24 protein-coding genes and 4 pseudogenes are annotated in these 21,218 nt (G+C 73.5%); 20 read left to right on the forward strand and 8 right to left on the reverse strand.

The window, feature by feature from the left end; all coding sequences use genetic code 11:
• Window positions 1-13 precede the first annotated feature (13 nt).
• The gene (locus tag OG956_RS32570; RefSeq protein ID WP_330341595.1) at window positions 14-1,042 is read right to left on the reverse strand and encodes an archease; all 1,029 of its coding nucleotides are present in this window, start codon (window positions 1,040-1,042) and stop codon (window positions 14-16) included.
• A 248-nt stretch (window positions 1,043-1,290) separates the two neighbouring features.
• Here OG956_RS32570 and msrA point away from each other — a divergent pair, with 248 nt between their 5' ends.
• Window positions 1,291-1,812, forward strand: a complete 522-nt coding sequence (msrA, locus tag OG956_RS32575; RefSeq protein WP_330341596.1) for a peptide-methionine (S)-S-oxide reductase MsrA — start codon at window positions 1,291-1,293, stop codon at window positions 1,810-1,812.
• Window positions 1,813-1,874: 62 nt separating this feature from the next.
• Here msrA and OG956_RS32580 read toward each other — a convergent pair whose 3' ends face one another.
• The 3 genes and pseudogenes from OG956_RS32580 to OG956_RS32590 all read right to left on the reverse strand — a co-directional run bounded on the left by OG956_RS32580 (window position 1,875) and on the right by OG956_RS32590 (window position 3,670).
• Window positions 1,875-2,948, reverse strand: a complete 1,074-nt coding sequence (locus OG956_RS32580) for an NAD(+)/NADH kinase (protein ID WP_330341597.1) — start codon at window positions 2,946-2,948, stop codon at window positions 1,875-1,877.
• A 215-nt stretch (window positions 2,949-3,163) separates the two neighbouring features.
• A pseudogene (locus OG956_RS32585) lies at window positions 3,164-3,370 on the reverse strand (helix-turn-helix domain-containing protein); the annotation flags it as partial.
• A gap of 105 nt (window positions 3,371-3,475) precedes the next feature.
• Window positions 3,476-3,670, reverse strand: a complete 195-nt coding sequence (locus OG956_RS32590) for a DUF2795 domain-containing protein (protein WP_330341598.1) — start codon at window positions 3,668-3,670, stop codon at window positions 3,476-3,478.
• 177 nt (window positions 3,671-3,847) lie between these two features.
• Between OG956_RS32590 and OG956_RS32595 the strand changes: the two genes are divergently transcribed.
• The 5 genes from OG956_RS32595 (at window position 3,848) to OG956_RS32615 (ending at window position 7,064) form a co-directional block, all read left to right on the forward strand.
• Entirely contained in the window at window positions 3,848-3,994 is a 147-nt protein-coding gene (locus OG956_RS32595; RefSeq protein WP_330341599.1) for a hypothetical protein, read from the forward strand.
• A 10-nt stretch (window positions 3,995-4,004) separates the two neighbouring features.
• Window positions 4,005-4,328 (forward strand): DUF2795 domain-containing protein, encoded by a 324-nt coding sequence (locus OG956_RS32600; protein ID WP_330341600.1) that lies wholly within the window; start codon window positions 4,005-4,007, stop codon window positions 4,326-4,328.
• A gap of 111 nt (window positions 4,329-4,439) precedes the next feature.
• A complete protein-coding gene (locus tag OG956_RS32605) occupies window positions 4,440-5,954 on the forward strand; it encodes a purine-cytosine permease family protein (RefSeq protein ID WP_330341601.1) in 1,515 nt (504 codons plus the stop codon).
• Window positions 5,951-6,502, forward strand: a complete 552-nt coding sequence (locus OG956_RS32610) for an isochorismatase family protein (protein WP_330341602.1) — start codon at window positions 5,951-5,953, stop codon at window positions 6,500-6,502. The genes OG956_RS32605 and OG956_RS32610 overlap by 4 nt, the downstream gene beginning before the upstream one ends.
• Before the next feature lie 163 nt (window positions 6,503-6,665).
• A complete protein-coding gene (locus OG956_RS32615) occupies window positions 6,666-7,064 on the forward strand; it encodes an SseB family protein (RefSeq protein WP_330341603.1) in 399 nt (132 codons plus the stop codon).
• Between the two features lie 86 nt (window positions 7,065-7,150).
• On the opposite strand, the gene OG956_RS32620 is transcribed toward OG956_RS32615, so the two are convergent.
• A complete protein-coding gene (locus OG956_RS32620; protein WP_330341604.1) occupies window positions 7,151-7,549 on the reverse strand; it encodes a MarR family winged helix-turn-helix transcriptional regulator in 399 nt (132 codons plus the stop codon).
• 85 nt (window positions 7,550-7,634) lie between these two features.
• Window positions 7,635-7,985: a VOC family protein gene (locus OG956_RS32625; protein ID WP_330341605.1), complete on the reverse strand. Its 351-nt coding sequence runs from the start codon at window positions 7,983-7,985 to the stop codon at window positions 7,635-7,637.
• Between the two features lie 259 nt (window positions 7,986-8,244).
• On the opposite strand from OG956_RS32625, the pseudogene OG956_RS32630 reads away from it, so the two are divergent.
• From OG956_RS32630 to OG956_RS32685, 12 genes and pseudogenes are all read left to right on the forward strand, one after another.
• Window positions 8,245-8,639 (forward strand): annotated as a pseudogene (locus OG956_RS32630) (beta-galactosidase trimerization domain-containing protein); the annotation flags it as partial.
• A gap of 34 nt (window positions 8,640-8,673) precedes the next feature.
• Window positions 8,674-8,907 (forward strand): annotated as a pseudogene (locus OG956_RS32635) (arabinogalactan endo-1,4-beta-galactosidase); the annotation flags it as partial.
• Window positions 8,908-9,100: 193 nt separating this feature from the next.
• Window positions 9,101-9,388: a helix-turn-helix domain-containing protein gene (locus tag OG956_RS32640; RefSeq protein WP_330341606.1), complete on the forward strand. Its 288-nt coding sequence runs from the start codon at window positions 9,101-9,103 to the stop codon at window positions 9,386-9,388.
• Between the two features lie 151 nt (window positions 9,389-9,539).
• On the forward strand, window positions 9,540-10,508 hold the full coding sequence (locus OG956_RS32645; RefSeq protein ID WP_330341607.1) for an SMP-30/gluconolactonase/LRE family protein: 969 nt from the start codon (window positions 9,540-9,542) through the stop codon (window positions 10,506-10,508).
• A gap of 68 nt (window positions 10,509-10,576) precedes the next feature.
• A complete protein-coding gene (crcB, locus tag OG956_RS32650; protein ID WP_330341608.1) occupies window positions 10,577-11,038 on the forward strand; it encodes a fluoride efflux transporter CrcB in 462 nt (153 codons plus the stop codon).
• A complete protein-coding gene (locus tag OG956_RS32655; protein WP_330341609.1) occupies window positions 11,035-11,415 on the forward strand; it encodes a DUF190 domain-containing protein in 381 nt (126 codons plus the stop codon). Before crcB (OG956_RS32650) ends, OG956_RS32655 begins: the two co-directional genes overlap by 4 nt.
• Window positions 11,412-11,786, forward strand: a complete 375-nt coding sequence (gene crcB, locus OG956_RS32660) for a fluoride efflux transporter CrcB (protein WP_330341610.1) — start codon at window positions 11,412-11,414, stop codon at window positions 11,784-11,786. The genes OG956_RS32655 and crcB (OG956_RS32660) overlap by 4 nt, the downstream gene beginning before the upstream one ends.
• 75 nt (window positions 11,787-11,861) lie before the next feature.
• Window positions 11,862-12,698 (forward strand): undecaprenyl-diphosphate phosphatase, encoded by an 837-nt coding sequence (locus tag OG956_RS32665; RefSeq protein WP_330341611.1) that lies wholly within the window; start codon window positions 11,862-11,864, stop codon window positions 12,696-12,698.
• Window positions 12,699-12,816: 118 nt separating this feature from the next.
• Window positions 12,817-13,551, forward strand: coding sequence for a FadR/GntR family transcriptional regulator (locus OG956_RS32670; protein ID WP_330341612.1), 735 nt, complete (start codon window positions 12,817-12,819; stop codon window positions 13,549-13,551).
• Between the two features lie 177 nt (window positions 13,552-13,728).
• Entirely contained in the window at window positions 13,729-14,745 is a 1,017-nt protein-coding gene (locus tag OG956_RS32675) for an asparaginase (RefSeq protein ID WP_330341613.1), read from the forward strand.
• A 65-nt stretch (window positions 14,746-14,810) separates the two neighbouring features.
• Entirely contained in the window at window positions 14,811-16,223 is a 1,413-nt protein-coding gene (gene aspA, locus OG956_RS32680) for an aspartate ammonia-lyase (protein WP_330341614.1), read from the forward strand.
• Between the two features lie 64 nt (window positions 16,224-16,287).
• The gene (locus OG956_RS32685) at window positions 16,288-17,226 is read left to right on the forward strand and encodes a glutaminase (protein WP_330341615.1); all 939 of its coding nucleotides are present in this window, start codon (window positions 16,288-16,290) and stop codon (window positions 17,224-17,226) included.
• 22 nt (window positions 17,227-17,248) lie between these two features.
• Here OG956_RS32685 and OG956_RS32690 read toward each other — a convergent pair whose 3' ends face one another.
• Entirely contained in the window at window positions 17,249-17,395 is a 147-nt protein-coding gene (locus OG956_RS32690; protein WP_330341616.1) for a hypothetical protein, read from the reverse strand.
• Window positions 17,396-17,522: 127 nt separating this feature from the next.
• Between OG956_RS32690 and mptB the strand changes: the two genes are divergently transcribed.
• Together mptB and OG956_RS32700 are read left to right on the forward strand one after the other, a co-directional pair.
• Window positions 17,523-18,926, forward strand: coding sequence for a polyprenol phosphomannose-dependent alpha 1,6 mannosyltransferase MptB (gene mptB / locus OG956_RS32695; RefSeq protein ID WP_330341617.1), 1,404 nt, complete (start codon window positions 17,523-17,525; stop codon window positions 18,924-18,926).
• Window positions 18,923-20,311: a glycosyltransferase family 87 protein gene (locus OG956_RS32700; RefSeq protein ID WP_330341618.1), complete on the forward strand. Its 1,389-nt coding sequence runs from the start codon at window positions 18,923-18,925 to the stop codon at window positions 20,309-20,311. Before mptB ends, OG956_RS32700 begins: the two co-directional genes overlap by 4 nt.
• 59 nt (window positions 20,312-20,370) lie before the next feature.
• Here the strand turns inward: OG956_RS32700 and OG956_RS32705 are convergent.
• Window positions 20,371-21,204: pseudogene (locus OG956_RS32705) on the reverse strand (D-alanyl-D-alanine carboxypeptidase family protein); the annotation flags it as partial.
• Between the last annotated feature and the right edge of the window lie 14 nt (window positions 21,205-21,218).

Here is a 21,218-nt window from a genome sequence, read left to right on the forward strand (position 1 = left end):
CGCCTGCGGGCGGTCACACGTCCACGATCACCGAGCAGGACCAGCCGTACGCGTCCGGGCCGATGTGCAGCTCCTGCCAGGAGACGCCCTTGGGCACCGCACCGACGATGGGGACGTCCGCGAGGCCGGCGAGCGACAGCCGTACCTCCAGGGCCCCGTCGTCGGCGGGCTCCACCTCCACGTCGACGGGGATCCGGCCGGACACCTCCAGCCGGTAGACCACCTCGTCGAGCAGCGCCACCAGCAGGTCCGCGTCGTCGCCGGGAGCGAGACGGAGCCGTTCCATCGTCGTGGGGTGCGCGTGCGACACGTCCGCGAAGGCCTCGACCATGGCGCGTACGGCCTCGGTGAGGCAGCGCTCCCGGGTGGTGCCCCACGCCTGCAGACGCGTGTCCGCCGTGTGCGGCATCGTGCGGTGGCCGTTGTCGCCCTCGCGCCGTGCGCGCAGCTCGTCGCTGATGTCACCGACCATGGCTGCCGTGATCCCTTCTCCGAGCCCTCGTCTCGATTGTCCCGCCGGGGGCGGCGCGGCGCCGACCGAGTCCGCGTGCACCGGGGCTGCCCGCACCGTGCCGGGCTGCGCGGCGCGACCGTACGCCTCACTCTCCCGGATCCGGAGGTACCCGATGACCCGGCGGATACGCGAGGCGATGCCGCCCGGCGCGGTGGCGCCGGAACGGATGACCTCGGCGGAACGGGCCGCGCTCCTCGTGCGCGGGCAACGGGCATCGGCGTCGTCGGCCAGGACGTCCGGGGGACAGGCCGCGGCGTCCTGCGGCCTGTCGCTCCTGCCGTGCCCGCGGAAATCCGGCATCTGGGTGCAGCCCTCGCCGAGCACGAACGCCGCGGTGGAGGCCTTCAGGCGGTGTCCGGTGACAGCGGTCTCGAGGAGGCCTACCTGGCCGTTGGACATGTCGACATAGGGGGCCACGGAGTAGACGCTGCTCGGCGCGGCGCTGCCGGAGGCCGCCAGGGCGGCGACGGCGCCGGTGACGGCGAGCGCGAGCGCGCATGCGGAAGCCGCAAATCTTGCCAGGTGCATGACAGCACCCCTCCCGGGGATGCCTCGGGCCTGGAGGGGGGGCCTGAGGTTGGTACATGCCAAAGTGCCGGTGTGCGCTCCGTCAAGAGGACTAGACCAAGTTGGGGGCAGCCCGGATGTCCGCCGCCCAGAGGGAAGGGGGCGTCACGGCGGCCCTTCGTTGAGCGCGCGCGGGGCGTATTAGGCTGGGTGACCGTCCGGCCGGCACGTCGACGACCGGGCCGGGACCGAGCTTCAGGGAGTGACCGATGACCGTGGGAACCGAGCGGGCCGTCCTGGCGGGCGGTTGTTTCTGGGGCATGCAGGATCTGATCCGCAAGCAGCCGGGCGTGGTGTCCACCCGTGTCGGCTACAGCGGCGGCGACACCCCGAACGCCACCTACCGCAACCACGGCGACCACGCCGAGGCCGTCGAGATCCTCTTCGACCCCGCGGTCACCAGCTACCGGGACATCCTGGAGTTCTTCTTCCAGATCCACGACCCGACCACGAAGGACCGCCAGGGCAACGACATCGGGCGCAGCTACCGGTCCGCCATCTTCTACGCCGACGAGGAACAGCACCGCATCGCCGTGGACACGATCGCGGACGTCGAGGCCAGCGGCCTGTGGCCGGGGAAGGTGGTCACCGAGGTCGAGCCGCTCGGCGACTTCTGGGAGGCGGAACCCGAGCACCAGGACTACCTGGAGCGCTACCCCAACGGCTACACCTGCCACTTCCCCCGGCCGAACTGGAAGCTGCCGCGCCGGCAGTCGGCCACGACGGACTGAGCGGCGCCGGGCCGCGTCCCCAGCGCCGGGCGGACCCGCCCGCGCACCTCACTCACCCGGTCTCACGACAGCCGGTGCGCGTCCTCGGGCGCCGGCGGCAGGGCGAGGTGGGCCAGGTCGCCCGGCGGGGGACTGGTGACCGGCCACAGGGGAGCGGCCTCCCCGTCGGCGAGCGCGGCGGGTGCGTCGGTGAGGTTCATGCGCTCGCGCAGCCTGCCGTAGAAGTCGGTCGGTCCCAGCCGGACCGCCCTCAGCCGGCGCGGCGCCGCGTACACGCCGATCCAGTCACCGGGGCTCAGCACCCCGCGCAGCTGGCCGTCGATGCTCACGGCCGCCTGGCCGGAGCGCGGCAGGACGCGCAGCGCGACGGGCTCGTCCGGGGCGGCCACGACCGAGCGGTTGAACACCATGTGGGGGGCGACCGGCGTGAACACCAGGCCTTCGGCGCGCGGTGAGACCACCGGGCCGCCGGCGGCGAAGCTGTAGGCGGTGGAGCCGGTCGGCGTGGCCACGAGCAGCGCGTCGGCGGAGTAGGAGGCCAGGAGCCGGCCGGCCAGATAGACGGCGACCGACACCTGCCGGTCCCGGGCGAGCTTCTCCACGACGACGTCGTTCAGCGCGGTGACGTTCAGCGCGACGCCCCAGTTGTCGCCCACCTCGCACTCCGACCGCACCCGCGGCGGCGGCAGCATCGGCCCGCGGCCGTACCGCAGCAGCGCCTCCATCTGCGCGGGCACCTCCAGCCGGCAGGACGCCCGCATGGTGAGGAGCATCCGGCTCTCGACGGTGATCCGCTCCTCGCGCACCGCGTTCAGGGCCGCACGCACCGCCGGCGCCGGGACCTCGGTGAGGAAGCCGACGCGTCCGAGGTCCACGCCGAGGACCATGGCGTCGTTCTCGGCCGCCAGCCGGGCGCCGCGCAGGAAGGTGCCGTCGCCGCCGAGAGTGACGATGAGATCGGGGTCGCCCGCCGCGTCGACCTCCTCCCGCGCGCTGTGCCGCGCTCCCTCCTGCCACACGTCGATGTCGGCGCACCCCACGGCGTGCTCCGCGCACCACTCGCGCACCGCCTGCGCGGCGGCCACGGCCTCGGCACGCCCGCCGTGCACCACCAGACCGACACGGTTCACCGCCATGACCGCCTCCGCACCGTCGTACGTCCGCCTCACTGCCGACCCGCCCCCGTTCGCCATCCTCACCGCGGATCGCTGCCGGCGCGACACGCGCCACGCCCGCGGGACGCGGCCGCCCGGCCCGGCGCCTGGCGGTGCCGGACGTACGGTCCTGTGTCGTCCGCACGACGGCCGGGCGGCACCGACCGTGTACGGCCCGGCGGTACCGCACGCACCGATCAGCCAGGCCACCGGCCGGACGGCTCCCCGGTGTCCGCCGTCCGGGAGCCCGGTGTGCGGCTGAAGGCGCGGCGGTGGACGTCGATGAACGCGCTGGCCGACGACCAGCCGCACCGGTGCGCCACGGTCGTCACCGGCGTGCCTTCCGCCAGCAGGACCAGCGCGCGGTGCAGCCGCAGCTGGGTGCGCCACTGCGGGAACGTCATGACCGCTCATCCACCCGGCGCCGGTGACCGACGGCGACGGAGAAACGGCCGCGGACGCGTGAAGGCCGGGGCGGGCAGCCCCGGCCTTCTCTCACCGGTGTGCGGTCATTCGTTCTGGAAGATGGCCTTGCTCACCTCGGCCGGGTTCTGGAACTCCTTCTTCCCGAGGTGCGAGATCCGCTCGGTGATCTCCTTGGGCGCGTGGTTGTCCTGCGCGACTTTCTCGAGCTGCTCCCGGTTGGCCGGGTACTCCGCGCCGGACAGGGCTTTCTGCAGATCGGGGGGGCTGATACCCGCCATGGTTCCTCCAGGCGGTGAGAAGGGCGGTGATTTCTCCCGCGCGCCGCATCCGGCGCCGGGACTGCCCAGGTACCCATCCCCGGGCCGCGGATTCACGCATGCCGGCGGGTGATGGGACATCCGGCGGGGCGGGTACCCGGGGCTTCGGAAACAGACCGGACGCGTCCGGGAGGCCCCATGAGCGACGACATGGCCACCCCGTCCAAGGCCGAGGGTGAGCGGGAGGCGGACGAGGCGGGCACCGAGGTGCCGCCCCGCACCACTCCGTCCCAGGCCGAGGGAGAGGACACCGGCGAACAGGACGTCGGCGACGGCGACGACTGAGGGAGGCAAGATGAGCACGGCACACACCAGCGTCCCCGAGGTGCTGGCGGCAGTGAAGGACGTGTCGTACCCGGCCGACAAGGAACGCCTGGTCGAGGCAGCGCGCGAGGCGGGCGCGTCCGACGAGGTCCTCAAGGCCCTGCGGGGCATACCCGCCGAGCAGTACACGGGCCGCGAGGACGTCGCGAGGTCGGTGCGGGTGGACCCGGACTCCGACCTCGACCGCACCGCCGCGCAGCGCGCGGAACAGGCTCGCGAGGGAGGCAAGCCCGGCCTCTCCCAGCACCTGCGGGAGGAGCCGAAGACCCCCATCCAGGAGGAGTTCGACCGCTGAACCTCCCACGTCCGCCGGGCAGTTCCGTCACGGACCCCGTCCTTGACGCCCCTGGTGCCCCCGCCTAGCGTGCTCGCACACGTCCGCACAGGTAGGGCAGGTGGCGCGGCCATGACGGAACCCCACGACCCGCTCGGCGTCACCGGCGGCAGATCCGCCGGCCGCGCGACGCGCGTGGAGACGCACGGCCTCGACGTGATCGGGGACGCCGAGCGCAAGGGCGCCCCGCGCACGCTGTTCTGGCCCTGGTTCGGAGCCAACGTCTCCGTTCTCGGACTGAGCTACGGCGCCTTCGCGTTCGGCTTCGGCATCTCCTTCTGGCAGGCTCTCGCGGCCGGCGTGCTCGGCATCGTCGTCTCGTTCCTGCTGTGTGGGTTCGTCGCGGTCGCCGGGAAGCGCGGCTCGGCGCCCACGATGGTGCTCAGCCGGGCAGCGTACGGAGTACGCGGCAACCGGCTGCCGTCCGTCGTCTCCTGGATGCTCACCGTCGGCTGGGAGACCGTCCTCACCGCGCTCGCCGCCATGGCCACCGCGACCGTCTTCCGCCGCCTCGGCTGGGGCGGCGGCACCGAGACCGAGATCGTCGCCCTGGCCGTGGTGGCCGTGCTGACCGTCGTCGGCGGCGTCATGGGCTTCGACCTGATCATGCGGCTGCAGACGGCCATCACCGTGATCACCGGCGTCCTCACCGTCGGCTACGCCGGCCTCGTCGCCGACCGCGTCCACTGGAGCGCGGTCAGCGCCGTCCCCGCGGGCTCCGCACAGGAGTTCATCGGCGCGCTGGTGTTCATGATGACCGGCTTCGGCCTGGGCTGGGTCAACGCCGCGGCCGACTACTCCCGCTATCTGCCCCGCGGGTCCTCCAGCCGCGGCGTGATCGGCTGGACCGCCTTCGGCGCGTCCCTGGCCCCGCTGCTTCTGCTGGTCTTCGGCCTGCTGCTGGCCGGCTCCTCGCAGCAGCTCAGCAAGGCCGTCGCGGCCGACCCGATCGGCGCGCTCACCACGATCCTGCCCACCTGGTTCCTGGTGCCGTTCGCCGTGGTCGCCGTCCTCGGCCTGGTCGGCGGCGCCGTCCTCGACATCTACTCCTCGGGTCTGGCCCTGCTCTCCGCCGGCCTCCCGGTGCCCCGCTATATGGCCGCCTTCCTCGACGGCATCCTGATGATCGCCGGCTCCGTCTACATCGTGTTCTTCGCCGGCGACTTCCTGGGCCAGTTCATGGGGTTCCTCACCACGCTCGGCGTTCCCGTCGCCGCCTGGTGCGGCGTCATGCTCGCCGACCTCGCCCTGCGCCGCCGCGACTACGACGACCGCGACCTCTACCGCCCGCACGGCCGCTACGGCGACATCCCGCTGCCGCCCCTGCTCGTCACCCTCGCCGCCACGGCCGTCGGCTGGGGCCTGGTCACCAACACCGCGGCGAGCTGGCTCACCTGGCAGGGCTACCTCCTCGGCCCCTTCGGCCTGGGCGGCAGGACCGGCGCCTGGGCGTACGCCAACCTCGGCGTCCTGGCCGCGCTGGCCCTCGCCTTCCTCGGCACCCTGCCGACGGGCCGGCACCGGGTCCGCGCCCAGGAGGCACAGGCACCCAGCCCGCCGGCCGTCGAAGGAGCGCTCCACCCATGACCGCCGGACACCTCGTCGTGATCGACATGCAGCGCGTCTTCGCCGACCCGGCCAGCCCCTGGGCCGCTCCCCGCTACGCCGACGCGGCCGCGGGTGTCCGCACCCTGCTGCCCGCCTTCGCCGGCCGGGCGACCTTCACCCGCTTCGTGGCCCCGGCGAAACCCGCCGGGGCCTGGCGCGACTACTACGCCGAGTGGCCCTTCGCCCTCCAGCCCCCGGACGCCGCGCTCTGGGAGCTCACCGACGAGTTCACCGACCTGGCCGGCGCCGTCCTGGACGCCTCCACCTTCGGCAAGTGGACCCCGGAACTCGCCGCCCGCCTCGGCCCCGCCGACCGGCTGGTCCTGGCCGGGGTCAGCACCGAGTGCTGCGTGCTCTCCACCGCCCTGGCCGCCGCCGACGCGGGAACGGAGGTCCTGGTCGTCGCCGACGCCTGCGCCGGCGCGGACGACGACTCCCACGTCAAGGCCCTGCAGATCATGGAGACGTACCGCCCCCTGATCCGGGTCACCGGCGTGGACGCCGTGCTGGCGGAGGCGGGGCCGTGACCTGCCTTCACCTCCCCGCCATCACGGGACCCGGGCCGTCACCGCATCTCCTCCGGTCCTCGACGCATGGCCCGCTGCCCGCCGGGTACGCGTGGCGGGAGCACGCCCGGGTGCCGTCCGCTCCCGGGTGGGCCGAAACACCGTCGCTACCAGGGGATCTGCCATGGAGACACCCGCACACAACGACCTGCCGACGCCCGCCCAGCAGGCGCTGGACGCGCTGGCGGTGAACGCCGAGGACGAGACCGCGCTGGACGTCCTCGCCCACAGTGACGTGCTCGTCCCCGTGCCGGACGACGCGATCGACGGCGAGGGCGCCGACGCCACGAGCGTCGCTCTGCCGGTGCTCGAACAGCCCGGAGGCGATCCGGTCGTCCCCGTCTTCACCACCGAGGGCGAGATGACCGACCTGCTGCCGTTCGTCTCCCGCTACCGGCTGATCCCGCTGGGCGCCCTGGCCTCTCAGTGGCCCGACGACGACCTCTCCCTGGCCATCGACGGCAGCTCGACCCACGCCCTGACGCTGACGTCACAGGGGGTGCGCACGCTGCTGGCCAGGTGAGGCGGGGCCCTGGCCGCACCGGGCCTCGGTGAAGCGTGGCCGCATGCCGCCGACGCCGAGGCGCTCCCCGGGACCGGACCGGTCCTCTAGCGCTCCCGGCCGGCCAGCATCCGCTCCAGCACCGCGCGCTGCAGCGGTCGTACCTCGGCGTGCAGGGCGCGGCCCTTCGGCGTGAGGGCCACCCACACCCCGCGCCGGTCCTCCGCGCACACCGAACGCTCGACCAGGCCGTCCTTCTCCAGTCGGCTGATCAGCCGGGACAGCGCGCTCTGGCTGAGATGCACCCGGCCGACCAGGTTCTGCACCCGGCACTGGTCGCCTTCCGCGGGCGACTCCGCGGCAAGGATGTCCAGCACCTCGAAGTCGCTGGCACCCAGCCCGTGCGGATGCAGGGCCCGGTCGATCTCACACATGGTGCGCGCGTGCACGGCGAGGATGTCCCGCCACCGTTCCTCGAGCCGGGCGTCGGCCGTCTTGACTGCCATACCCGCACGGTAGCACCGATCCAGCCAATCGTTGAGTGTGCAACTAGTGCGGATGCGGGCGGGCCCGGCCGCGTCCTGCCGGTGCTCAGGCGACCGGGTCCTGCAGCAGGCCCACCAGGTTGCCGTCGGGGTCCTTCACCGAGGCGATCAGCCGGCCGTTGCCGACGTCCCGCACGTCCTGGACCACCTCGGCGCCCGCCTCCAGCAGCCGCGCGAGCCGCTCCCGCAGATCGGTGACGTGCCAGAACGGCACCGGCCCGGTCAGGCCCTGGGCATGCCCGTTCGGGTCGAGGCCGACGTCCTGGCCCTCGGCCTTGAAGCCGACGTAGTAGGGCTCGTCCACGAACGGCTCGACCCCGAGCAGCGCGGTGAACAGGGCCTTCGCCCGGTTCCTGTCCTTGACGGGGTAGATGATCGTCTGCAGGCCGACGGTCATGGGACTCTCCATTCTCAGGTGCGTGGCCCGGCGGGTCTTTCCACCGGTGCGCTTCCGACGCACTTCACGCTAGGCCCGCCGCGCCCGCCTCGGCTTCTTCGATCCTGACCGCTTGCTCCCTCCCGGCGCCCTTGCCCGCCGTGCCGCGCCACTCCGTGTACTACTGGGCCTGGGACCGCGAGGCCGGCCTGGTCACCGACGACCGCCGCACCCACGTCAACCTCGCCATGGCGGCCGACCTCACCCGCTCGGTCGCCGGGCGCAGAACCTCTCGTGGCGCTACGACCGCCACCTCACCGTCGACCTCGCCCAGCCGGAAGCCGACTTGTCGGCCTATCCCCTTGTCGTCGTGCTGGCCCTGTACCTCCCGGCATCGTCGACGAGCACGACGCCGTGCCCGAGGGCGCCTACGCGGGCGCGCTGCGCGACGTCCTCGGTCTGACGGTGGAGGAGTTCTCGCCACTGCTGCAGGACGAGCGGGTACGGCTCACCGGCCCCGGCGGATGTGACCTACCTCTTCGCGATCCGCCACACCGCCGGCGACACCAAGGTGCCGCTGGACGCGCCCGGGACCGAGCTGCTGACGGCGAATGCGCCGCGGGCCGCGTTCCGGTCCCGGCGGGGGCCGTCCGGGTCGTACGACTCGACGGCTGAGCCGGCTCCCCTCCGTCCGCGTGTGCCACGGACGATGAAGTTCCGTCCCGGACGCACCGTCAGAGTCCTGCTGCCGCCGCTCGTCACCGCCCTGCCCCCGCAGTCCGCCTCCGCCGCGAGCACGCTCGCCAACGGCGGGTTCGAGGCGGACGGCACCGGGGCGGCCACTTCCGCCGGCTGGTCCGAGTACGGGGACACGGGTGCTTCGTACACCGAGGCCGGCGGTCACGGCGGCAGTTGCCGCCTCACCCACTACTCCGCTTCGGCCTGCCACCGGGCCGGCGCTGTGCCTTCTGCCGATCAGCGGCCCGGCCCCCGCCGTTCGTCCGGCGCACACCGGCCCGCCCCGGCCGTACGGCGGTGGGGTACCGGACAACGACCGCCGAGTCCCGGCCGCGGCGGAGTCGCCGGCGGCACAGTGGGAACACTGCGTACGAGGAGGCCGGGGACGGAGGCGGACGATGATGGGAACCCCCTCGGGCCGGATGCGGCGGACGATCCTGGAGTGGCTCAAGGACCCGGCGGCCCACTTCCCGGCGCCCCCTGGCCGCGACCTCGCCGAGACGGGCGTCACCGCGCGCGCCGTCGCCGCGAAGCTGGGCGTGCCGCGCCGGACCGCCCTCGCCCACCTGGACTTCCTCACCCGGCTCGGCGTGCTGCGCACCCGCCGCGGCTGGTGCCGCACCTACTACCGGCGCGACGAGATCCGCATCGCCGAGGTGGCCCGGGTCTTCGAGAAGGGCTGGTGACGCACGCCCGCGGTGCCGCCCCGGAGCCGCGGTGAACCGGCCGCCGCCCGGCGCGCCGTACGGGGCCGGTCCGCAGCACCGCCGCGCGAGGGGCCTGCGGGCAGGCGGCGGGCCGGAGATGATGGGCCGACCGACGGAAGGGCACCCCGACATGGACCGACCCACGGCACTCGTCCCACTGCACTACGTCTCCCTGGGCGGGCACGGCCCCGAGGACGTGACCGTCGACGCGCACGGCCGGGTGCTGACCGGAGTGGCGGACGGCCGGATCCTGCGCGTCCACCACCTCGGCGACCCCCGGACGGCCCGCGTGGAGGTGCTGGCCGAGACCGGCGGCCGTCCCCTCGGACTCGAACCGCTCGCGGACGGCGCCCTGTTGGTGTGCGACGCGGAACGCGGCCTGCTCCGCGTCGATCCCGGCACCGGCACCGGTCGCACGGTCCGCGTCCTCGCGGACTCGGTGGCGGGGGAGCCGCTCCGCTTCTGCAGCAACGCCGTCGCCCTGCCCGACGGCACCGTGTACGTCACCGTCTCCAGCCGCCGCTACCCGCTCGACCAGTGGATCGGCGACATCGTCGAGCACACCGGAACCGGGCGGCTGCTGCGTGTCGCGCCCGAGGGCGGCGAGCCCGAAGTGCTGCTGGACGGCCTGCAGTTCGCCAACGGCCTGGCTGCCGGCGCCGACGGCTCCTTCCTGGTGATCGCCGAGACCGGCGCCTGCCGGCTCACCCGCTACCACCTCACCGGCCCGCGCGCCGGTCACACCGACCTGTTCGCCACGCTCCCCGGCATGCCGGACAACCTCTGGCGCGAGGGCCCCGGCGGCCCGCTGTGGGTCTCGCTCCCCAGTCCCCGGGTCCCCCCGCTGGAGCTGCTGCACCGCGCCTCGCCCGCCGTGCGTGCCGCCGCAGCCCGCGCCGCGGTCCACGCGCCGTACCGCCCGAGCCGGACGATCGGTGTGATGGCCCTCGACGACGCCGGACGGACCGTGGCGCACCTCACCCGCCGCCGCTCCGGTTTCCGCATGGTCACCAGCGTCTGCGCGACCGGGGACCATCTCGTACTCGGTAGTCTCTGGGAGCCCGGCGTCGCGGTCTGTGCGCGGCCCGCCGCCCGCTGACCCGGCGGTAGGCTGGTGCCCGGCCATGATCACCCGTTCGGGGCAGGCCCAAGAGGAGACGTACCAGCATGACAGCCCCGGAAGCCGAGAGCCTCCGTGTCCGCCCCGGCCCACGGCGGCGGTCCGAGTGGCGCAGCCAGGCACCCGTCGTGGCGGTGGTCGCCCTGGGCGGCGCCGTCGGCGCCTGCGCCCGCTACGGTCTCGTCCTCGCCTTTCCGACAGCGCCCGGCGGCTTCCCCTGGGCCACGTTCTGGACCAATGTCACCGGCTGCGCGGTGATCGGCGTCTTCATGGTGCTCATCACCGAGGTGTGGGCCGCCCACCGCCTGACACGCCCCTTCTTCGGCACCGGTGTGCTGGGCGGCTACACCACCTTCTCGACCTACGCCGTCGACATCCGCAAGCTGGTCGACGCGCACCGCCCGGGCCTCGGGCTCGCCTATCTCGCCGCGACGCCGTGCGCGGCCCTCGCCGCGGTGTGGCTGGCCTCCGTGGCCGCCCGCCGGCTGCTGACCGGGAGGCAGCGATGACATCACCGGCCGGCCGGGCCCTCAGGCTCACCGTCTACATCGGCGAGGACGACACCTGGCACCACAGGCCCCTCTACTCGGAGATCGTGCACCGCGCCCACGCCGCCGGACTCGCCGGGGCGAGCGTCTTCCGGGGCATCGAGGGCTTCGGCGCCTCCTCCCGCATCCACACCTCCCGCCTGCTGTCCCTGAGCGAGGACCTGCCCGTGGCGATCGTCGTCGTGGACACCGAGGAGCGGGTGCGGGCCTTCCTGCCGCAGCTCGACGACCTCGTCGGCGAGGGGCTCGTGACCCTGGAGGAGTGCGAGGTCGTCCGGTACGTGGGGCGCTCCGGCGACACCGGGGGCGCGCACGGGAAGGGTGAGAAGTCGACGTGAACTGGCTGCTCGTCATCGCGGGGGCCACGGTCGGCGCACCGCTGCGCTATCTCACCGACCGTGCCGTGCAGGCCCGCCACGACTCCGTCTTCCCCTGGGGCACCTTCGTGGTGAACGTCACCGGCTCGCTGATCCTCGGCCTGCTCACGGGCGCGCTCTCCGCCGGGGCGGTCGGACCGCATGTGCAGCTGCTGGTGGGCACCGGGTTCTGCGGAGCGCTCACGACGTACTCGACGTTCTCCTACGAGACCCTGCGGCTGGCCGAGGCCGGCTCCGGCGCCTACGCCGCCGCCAACGTCCTGGGAAGCCTTGCGGCCGGGCTCGCCGCCGCCTTCGCCGGTGTCTCGATCGCCGAAGCCCTGTGGGCCTAGGCGCTTGCCAGGGCGCCGGGCGCAGCAAGTACTGTCTACAGCAATGTCGACCAACTCTCCTCAGAACTGGATCCCATGAGCGCCATCTCCGTCGGTCAGGCCGTCGTCCTCGGAGTCGTCGAGGGGGTGACAGAGTTCCTCCCGGTGTCCTCCACGGGGCACCTGAAGATCACCGAGGGGCTCATGCACATCCCCGTCGACGACAAGTCCGTCGTCGGATTCTCCGCCGTCATCCAGGTCGGCGCCATCGCCGCCGTGCTCGTGTACTTCTTCAAGGACATCAAGCGGATCGTCTCCGCCTGGTTCCGCGGTCTGACCAACCGCGAGGAGCGCTACCACCACGACTACAAGTTCGCCTGGTGGGTCATCTGCGCCACGATCCCGATCGTCCTGGTGGGCCTGGCCGCCAAGCCGCTGATCGACGGCCCGCTGGCCTCGCTGTGGGTGGTGGCCGGTTCGCTGATCGGCGGTTCGGCCGTGATGTGGTGCGCGGACCAGATGGGCCGGCACAAGCGCGGCGAGGACGACACCTCGTTCAAGGACGCCATGTGGGTCGGCTGCTCGCAGATCCTCGCCCTGCTCTTCCCCGGTTTCTCCCGCTCGGGCGCCACCATGTCCACCGCCCTCATCCTGGACCTCGACCGCGTCGCCGCCACCCGCCTGTCGTTCTTCCTCGGCATTCCCGCCCTGACCGGCGCGGGGCTGTACGAGCTCAAGGACGCCCTGGGAGCGGGTGTGGGCGCCGCCCCGCTGGCCGTCGGCACGATCGTGTCCTTCGTCGTCGCCTACGCCTCCATCGCCTGGCTGCTGAAGTTCGTCGCCAAGCACTCCTTCAACGCGTTCGTGATCTACCGCGTCGTCATCGGGCTCGGCCTGCTCGGCCTGCTGGCCACGGGCACCCTCAACGCCTGACCGAACCCTCCTGGCCACCCACGGGTGCGGATGCCTGTATTCAGGCGTCCGCACCCCGTGAACCTCTGTATGCGGGGTGGCTTGACAGTCCGGGTCCCGAAGCCGCAGGATCGCTTCCGTGAACCTGTCAGACAGCCAGACAGGTGGCCCGGGCCCGCGCCGTGTCAGCGCGATGGAAGCGGTCCTGGCCCACCTCCGCGGCGCCATCGAACGCGGCGAGTACGCCGTCGGCGACAAGCTCCCCTCCGAGGCCGAGCTGTGCCGCACCCTCGAGGTCTCCCGGCCGGTGCTGCGCGAGGCGCTGCGCGCGCTGCAGACCATGGGCCTGACGGTCTCCCGGACCGGCAAGGGCACCTTCGTCGTCGCGAGCGCCGTGGAGGACCCCACGTTCGGCGACTACGCGGCCAGCGACCTGCTCGAGGTGCGCCGCCACATCGAGATCCCCGTCGCCGGGTACGCGGCCGTCCGCCGCACCCCGGAGAACCTGGACCACCTGGCCCACCTGCTCGACCGCATGGAGCGGGAGACGGACACCACGGCCTGGGTCGCCATGGACACCCTCTTCCATCTCGCCATCGCCGAGGCCGCCCAGAACCCGGTCTTCCGCCGGGTCATCGAGGAGATCCGCGACGCACTGGCGCGTCAGTCCGCCTTCCTCAACCAGCTGGGCGGCCGCCGCGACCAGTCCAACCGCGAGCACCGGGCCATCGTCGAGGCGCTGATCGACGGATCCGAACACGACGCCGTCGAGGCCATGAGCCACCACCTGGACCGCGTCGAGACGACCCTCACCGACATCGTGCGACCCCAGCGCGCGGACGGCCTGCCCACGGAAGGCGGCCCCGGGGGATGAGCGAGCAGCACCTCGGAACGGCGTTCCCGGACCCACCACCGTGCTCCGTCCGCCGCTGATCACCGCAAGCACGGCCGCCGGGCGGTACGCCCTGCGCGGCCGGACGCCCCGCACCTCCGCCCGCGCCGGCGCGTGACCCGCGTACCGGCCGGACCCGACCCATCGACACAGGCAGTGATGTACAGCAGCTCCCTCGCCGACGCACCCGTCATACGCGAACCCCTCCACGCTCCCGTCGCCCACCTCGTCCGCGGCGGAGTCGTCGAAGGCATCCACTACGGCTCCGTCGTCGTCCTCGGCGCCGACGGCCGGGTGGAGTTGCAGCTCGGCGACATCGAGGCCGCCTTCTACCCGCGCTCGGCCGTCAAGCCCCTCCAGGCCGTGGCCATGCTGCGCGCCGGACTGCCGCTCGACGGCCCACTGCTGTCGCTGGCCGCCGCCAGCCACTCCGGCGAGGACCGCCACCTCGCCGGCACCCGGCGCATCCTCGACCTCGCCGGGCTCACCGAGGACGACCTGCGCAACGTCCCCGACCTGCCGTACGACCCGGTCGTGCGGGACGACTGGATCCGCGCGGGCCGGGGCCCCTCCCGGCTCGCCCAGAACTGCTCCGGCAAGCACGCGGCCATGCTGTGGACCGCCCGGCTGAACGGCTGGTCCCTGCCGGACTACCTCGACCCGCAGCACCCGCTCCAGCAGACGATCCGGGAGACCGTCGAGGACCTCACCGGGCAGCGGGTCGCCCGGGTCACCGTGGACGGCTGCGGCGCGCCGCTGTTCTCCCTCTCCCTGCACGGCCTGGCCCGCGCCCTCTCCCGGATCGCGTCGGCCGCGCCCGGCACGCCGGAGGCGCAGGTCGCCGACGCGATGCGGGCCCACCCCGAGATGGCCTCCGGCGCCCGCCGTGACGTGGCCGCGCTGATGCGGGCCGTGCCGGGGCTGCTCGCCAAGGACGGCTTCGAGGGCGTGCAGGTCGCCGCGCTGCCCGACGGCCGGGCCGTCGCCGTGAAGATCGCCGACGGGGCGAACCGGGCACGGATTCCCGTGGCGGCGGCTGCGCTCGCGCGCGCGGGCGTCGACCCCGCGCTGCTGACCGAGTTCGCGGGGGAGCCGCTGCTGGGTGGCGGGGAGCCGGTGGGGTGCGTGCGGGCCGTGCGCGCCCTGGACCCCGTGTCCGAGCCCGCATGCGCGTAGCTCGCCGCCCCGCGCCCTTTCCGGGGCCTGCTCACCCACCCCTTCACCAGGAAGCCCTCACCCTCATGACCGCCGCCGCCACCCGCACCGAACACGACCTCCTCGGCGACCGTGACGTACCCGCCGACGCGTACTGGGGTGTGCACACCCTGCGCGCGACGGAGAACTTCGCCATCACCGGCACCCCGATCTCCGCCTACCCGCATCTGATCGACGCCCTGGCCGCCGTCAAGGAGGCCGCCGCACTCGCCAACGAGGAACTCGGCCTGCTGGCGCCCCGGAAGGCGCGCGCGATCGTCGCCGCCTGCCAGGAGATCCGCGCGGGCAAGCTGCACGACCAGTTCGTCGTCGACGTCATCCAGGGCGGCGCCGGCACCTCCACCAACATGAACGCCAACGAGGTCGTGGCGAACCGCGCGCTGGAACTGCTCGGCCACGCCAAGGGGGAGTACGCCTATCTGCACCCCAATGAGGACGTCAACCTGAGCCAGTCCACCAACGACGTGTATCCGACCGCCGTCAAGATAGCGACGGCCTTCGCGGTACGTGGACTGCTCAAGGCGATGGCCGTCCTGCAGGACGCGTTCGCCCGCAAGGCCGTCGAGTTCCGTGACGTGCTCAAGATGGGCCGTACACAGTTGCAGGACGCCGTGCCGATGACGCTCGGTCAGGAGTTCTCCGCGTTCGCCGTCATGATCGAGGAGGACCGCAGCCGGCTCGCCGAGGCCGTCGAGCTGATCCACGAGATCAACCTCGGCGCCACCGCCATCGGCACCGGCCTCAACGCCCCGGCCGGCTACGCCGAGTCGGCCCGCCGGCACCTGGCCGGGATCACCGGGCTGCCGCTGGTCACCGCCGCCAACCTGGTGGAGGCCACCCAGGACTGCGGCGCCTTCGTGCAGATGTCGGGTGTGCTCAAGCGGATCGCGGTCAAGCTCTCCAAGAGCTGCAACGACCTGCGGCTGCTGTCCTCCGGCCCGCGCGCCGGACTCGGCGAGATCAACCTGCCGCCGGTGCAGGCCGGTTCGTCCATCATGCCGGGCAAGGTCAACCCGGTCATCCCCGAGGTGGTCAACCAGGTCGCCTTCGAGGTGATCGGCAACGACGTCGCCATCACCATGGCCGCCGAGGCCGGACAGCTCCAGCTGAACGCCTTCGAGCCGGTCATCCTGCACTCCCTGTCGAAGTCCGTCGCCCATCTGCGCAGGGCCTGCCTGACGCTGGCCGAGCGCTGCGTGTCCGGCATCACCGCCAACACCGAGCGGCTGCGGGCGAGCGTGGAGAACTCCATCGGCCTGGTCACCGCGCTCAACCCGCACATCGGGTACACCGCCGCCACCGAGATCGCCAAGGAGGCCCTCGCCACCGGCCGGGGCGTGGCCGAACTCGTCCTGGACAAGGGCCTGCTGCCCGCCGAGCGGCTGGCCGGCCTGCTGCGCCCCGAGGTCGTCGCCGGCAGCGGGGCGCCGACCACCTGACCTGCGGTAACAGGCGGATATCGGCCCTGGTGCGAGTGGGCTCCGGGGCCGGTCCGGAGGCACAATGGTGATCATGACAACGACGTCGTCCCTCACCTTCCTGCCGGTCCTGGAGCGCATCGCCGAGGAGATGGAGCGCACCCCCGGCCGCGGCCGGGCCGCCGACTACATCCCGGCCCTCGCCGCCTGCGACCCGCGCCGCTTCGGCATGGCCGTCGCCGAGCTGGACGGCACGGTGTACGGGGTGGGGGAGTGGCGCGAGCCGTTCTCCACGCAGTCCATCACGAAGGTCTTCACCCTCGCTCTGGACCTGGCCCGCGAGGGCGACGAACTCTGGGAGCACGTGGGCCGCGAGCCCTCCGGCAACCCCTTCAACTCCCTGGTCCAGCTGGAGTACGAGAACGGCATCCCGCGGAACCCCTTCATCAACGCGGGCGCCCTCGTCGTCACCGACCGCCTCCAGACCCGTACCGGAGACGCGGCGGGTGAGCTGCTGGCGTTTCTGCGCGCCGAGAGCGGCAACGCCTCCCTGGACTTCGACCAGGAGGTCGCCGCCTCCGAGAGCGCGCACGGCGACCGCAACGCCGCCCTCGCCCACTTCATGGCGTCCTACGGCAACATCGACAACGACGTGCCCGTCCTGCTCGGCCAGTACTTCCGGCAGTGCTCCATCCGGGCGTCCTGCGCCGACCTCGCCCTCGCCGCCGGCTTCCTGGCCCGGCACGGCATCCGCGCCGACGGCGGCCGGCTGCTCACCCGCAGCCAGGCCAAACAGGTCAACGCGGTGATGCTGACCTGCGGGACGTACGACGCGGCCGGGGACTTCGCCTACCGCGTGGGACTCCCCGGCAAGAGCGGGGTCGGCGGCGGGATCATCGCGGTCGTACCGGGCCGGTGCACGCTGTGCGTGTGGAGCCCGGGCCTGGACGAGCGCGGCAACTCGGTGGCCGGCGTGGCCGCGCTCGACCGGTTCACCACGCTGACCGGGCTCTCGGTGTTCTGACCGCTCCGGCCGCCGTGGGCCCTCAGTCCAGGAACTCGTGCAGCAGCACCAGCGGCCGGTGCGCGGACGCCTCGCTGTGGAGTTCGCAGTACGTCTCCAGGTCGCCGGTCCTGGTGCAGGCGGAGCTGTGCGCCACGGTGATCATGTCCGTTCCGTCGGTTGCCGTCACAGAGGTGACCCTGCGGACGCCCGGAAGGCATCGTCGCTCACACGCCGGTCACGTGCGGGCCGCCCGCCGGTGACTGGAGCGTCGTCTTCCGGCCACCCGGCGTTGACACGCTGCCCGAGTGTTGGCCATGGCGTTCCCCGTCGATCTCCGCCGCTGCCAGGTGCTCGGGCTGGCCGGCACCGCATGTCTCGCGCTCGGCGGTGAGACGGCCGGCGCCCTGCCCGTGAGGGACCTGCTGGCGCCCGCCTCGGCGCAGGCGGCGCTCGGTGTCGTCGGGGTGTACTTCGGTGTCGTCCTGCTGACGGCGGCCTGGCTGCTCCTCGGCCGCCTGGTGCGCGGCCCGCAGCCGCCCGCTCCGCGCGCCCTGCTGCTGGTGCTCGCGGTGTGGGCGGCGCCGCTGCTGCTCGCACCGCCGCTGTTCAGCCGGGACGTCTACAGCTATCTCGCGCAGGGAGCCATGGTCGACGCCCACATGGACGTCTACACCCAGGGGCCCGCCCAGCTCGGCGGCCCGCTCGCCGACGAGGTGGCCCCGATGTGGCGGCACACCGGCGCCCCCTACGGTCCCGCCTTCCTCGCCCTGGCCTCCGCGCTGTCCGGCCTGACCCACGGCCGGCTGCCCGCCGGTCTGCTCGGCATGCGCCTGGTCGCCCTGCTCGGGGTGGCCCTGATGGCGGTGGCGCTGCCCCGCCTCGCCCGGCACAGCGGCGCCGACCCGGCCGCCGCCCTCTGGCTCGGCGCCCTCAACCCGCTGGTGCTGCTGCACCTGGTCGCGGGCGCCCACAACGACGCCCTGATGCTCGGCCTGCTGGGACTCGGCCTGGTCGCCGCCCGCGGGGACCGGCCCGCAGGCGGTGTCCTCGGAGCCGTCCTCGTCACCCTGGCCGCCCTGGTCAAGGCGCCGGCCGCGCTCGGTCTGCTCGCGGTCGTGGCCCTTGGGATCCGCTCCGGCCGCCGCCCGCTGCCGGCCGTCCTGAGCGCGGCGGCCGCGTCCGCCGTGACGACGGTCGCCGCCACGGCCGTCGCCGGCACCGGCTACGGCTGGATCGGCGCCCTGAACACCCCCGTCTCCCCGCACAACTGGGCCCTGACCAGCCTGCTCGGCCGCGCCACCGGCGCCCTGCTGGCACACCTCGGCAGCAGCCTGGCCCCACTGGCCGTGCCCGCCTGGCATGTGCTCGGCCTCGCCGCGACCACCGTGGCCGTGGCGCTGATATGGCTGCGGACGCGCGTCAGACCCGTGTACGCACTCGGCCTCAGCCTGCTCACGGTCGCCGTGCTCGGCCCCGCCATCCGCCCCTGGTACGTGCTGTGGGGCCTGTTCCTCATCGCCGCCGCCGCGCCCAGTACCTCGGTACGGCACCGGGTCGCGGCCCTGGCGGGCGTCCTCGCCCTCGCCGTACTGCCGAGCGGCGGCCCGGCCGACCCCGGCCAGCTGGTGCTCGCCGTCTCCGGCGGGGTGCTCGGCGTGGTCGTCCTGTGGCAGGCACACCAGGCGGCCCAGGCCCCGGCGCCGGGACGCATGGCGTGAGCGGGCCGCGCACGACCGGGGGCCGGCTGCTGCTGGTCCTCGCCCTCGCCGCCGCCGTGACGGTGTTCACCGCCACCGTGCCGCTGCTGCGCGGCTTCTTCGACCTGCGCGTCTACTACGGCACCGTGCACACCTGGGTGCACCACGGCGGCCGGATCTACGACTACCGGGTGCCGGGCACCTCCTACGGCTTCACCTACCCGCCGTTCGCGGCGCTCGTCATGCTGCCGCTGGCCCCGCTCGGCCGGACCTCCGCGATCGTGGCCTCCCTGCTGGTCAACCTGGCCGCCCTGGCGGTGGTCCTGCGGATCCTCGCCGGGCCCGGCTGGCGGCGGCACGGCTGGTACCGCTGGTCGCTGTGCCTGTGCCTGCTCGCCCTGTTCGAGCCGCTGCGGGACACCTTCAGCTTCGGCCAGGTCAACCTGGTGCTACTCGCCCTCGTCCTCGGCGACTGCCTGCTGCTCGCGACCGGCCGGGAGCGCTGGGCGGGTGCCGGGACCGGGCTCGCCGCCGCGGTGAAGCTCACGCCCGCCCTGTTCATCGGACTGCTGCTGCTCGCCGGGCGCCGCCGGGCGGCGGGCGTGGCGACGGCCGTCGCCCTCGCGGCGACCGGGCTGGCCGCCTGGGCCGACCCGGGGGCCTCCCGGTTCTACTGGACCGAGGCGCTCTGGGACACCGGCCGGGTGGGCCGGCTGGACTATGTGTCGAACCAGTCGCTCCAGGGCGTGCTGGCCCGCCTCGGCGAGCCGGGCCGCCCGCTGTGGGCGACGGCGGTGCTGCTGACCCTGTGCGTCTGGGCGTGGCGGGCGCGCAGGGCGGTACGGGCCGGCGACCCGGCGGCGGCCTTCGCGCTCACCGGGGCGGCGGCCTGCCTGGTCAGCCCCATCACCTGGGTGCACCACCTGGTGTGGCTGCTGCCGTCCTTCGCGGTGCTGCTGCGCGCCGGGCGCCCGCGGATCGCGGGCGCCCTGTTCGCCGTACTCTGCACGAGCGTGGTCTGGCTGTGGTTCGACGACGCGTCCGGCATCGGCGGCTTCCTGGGCAGCAACACCTACACCTGGATCACGCTGGGCCTGCTCCTGGGCCTGCCGGCCGGTCAGTCGCGCGGCGCCCGGCTGCCCCTGGCCCGCAGGGTCAGCATCAGCGCCACGGTGCCCACCCCGAGCCCCGAGAGTCCGGCGGCGACGGCGGTGGCCGACCAGCCCGAGTCGTCGGCCGCCGGCGACGCGGCCGCGGCCACCGGTGTGGTCACCGACGCCGGGCGGGACCTCACGACGCGCAGCCCGTCCAGCGAGCCGACCGGGTCCACCCGGCCCGCCGCCGCGAAGCCCCAGTCGAGCAGCTTGCGCGCCTCCTGGTACACGGCGAACCCGCCGCCGGCCTGAGGGTTCATCACGGTCACCACGAGTGTGCGCCCACCCCGGTGGGCCGCGGCCACCAGGGTGTTGCCCGCCTTGGTGGTGTAGCCGTTCTTGATGCCGATCAGCCCCGGATACTTCGCCACCCCGTTGGCGCCCGTCAGCAGCCGGTTGGTGTTCCGGATGCCGTACGACTGGCCGTCACCGGGGAAATGCGCCTCGGCGGTGGAGCAGTAGCGGGCGAAGTCGGGGTTGCGCAGGCCCTCCCGGCCGAAGACGGCCAGGTCGAAGGCGGAGGACACCTGGCCGTCGGCGTCGTAGCCGTCGGGGGAGACCACATGGGTGTCCAGGGCGCCGAGCGCACGCGCCTTGTCCTGCATCCGCCTGGCCGTGGTGTGCCAGCCGCCGTTCAGCGCGGCGAGCACGTGCACGGCGTCGTTGCCGGAGCTGAGGAAGACACCGCGCCACAGGTCGGCCACCTGGTAGGAGAGCCCTTCCTTGACGCCGACCAGGCTGCTGCCCTCGCCGATGCCCGCGAGTTCGGCGTTGCTCACGGTGTGCCGCATCGTCGAGGGCAGGGAGGGCATCACGGTGACCGCGAACAGGGTCTTCAGCGTGCTCGCCGGCGGCAGCTTGCGGTGCGCGGAACTCGCGGCCAGCACACTGCCGCTGCCGGCGTCGGCCACCACCCAGGACAGCGCCGACACCTGAGGGACCTCGGGCGCGTCCCGGTGCGGGCGGACCTGGACGCCGGAGCGGTAGAGCAGGGACGGCGCGGGCATCGCCGCTCCCGGGCCGGGCGGTGCGGGGGCTCCGGCACGGGGGCCGGCGGAGGCGGTGGCCGGCGTGAGCGCCAGCACGCCCGCCACGCACAGGGAACAGGCCGTCGCGGCCACCCGATGAGAAAGTCCGGTGATCATATGGTCAACGTACG

It is taken from the genome of Streptomyces sp. NBC_00557 (genome assembly GCF_036345995.1).
In the GTDB taxonomy this organism is placed as follows: Bacteria; Actinomycetota; Actinomycetes; order Streptomycetales; family Streptomycetaceae; genus Streptomyces.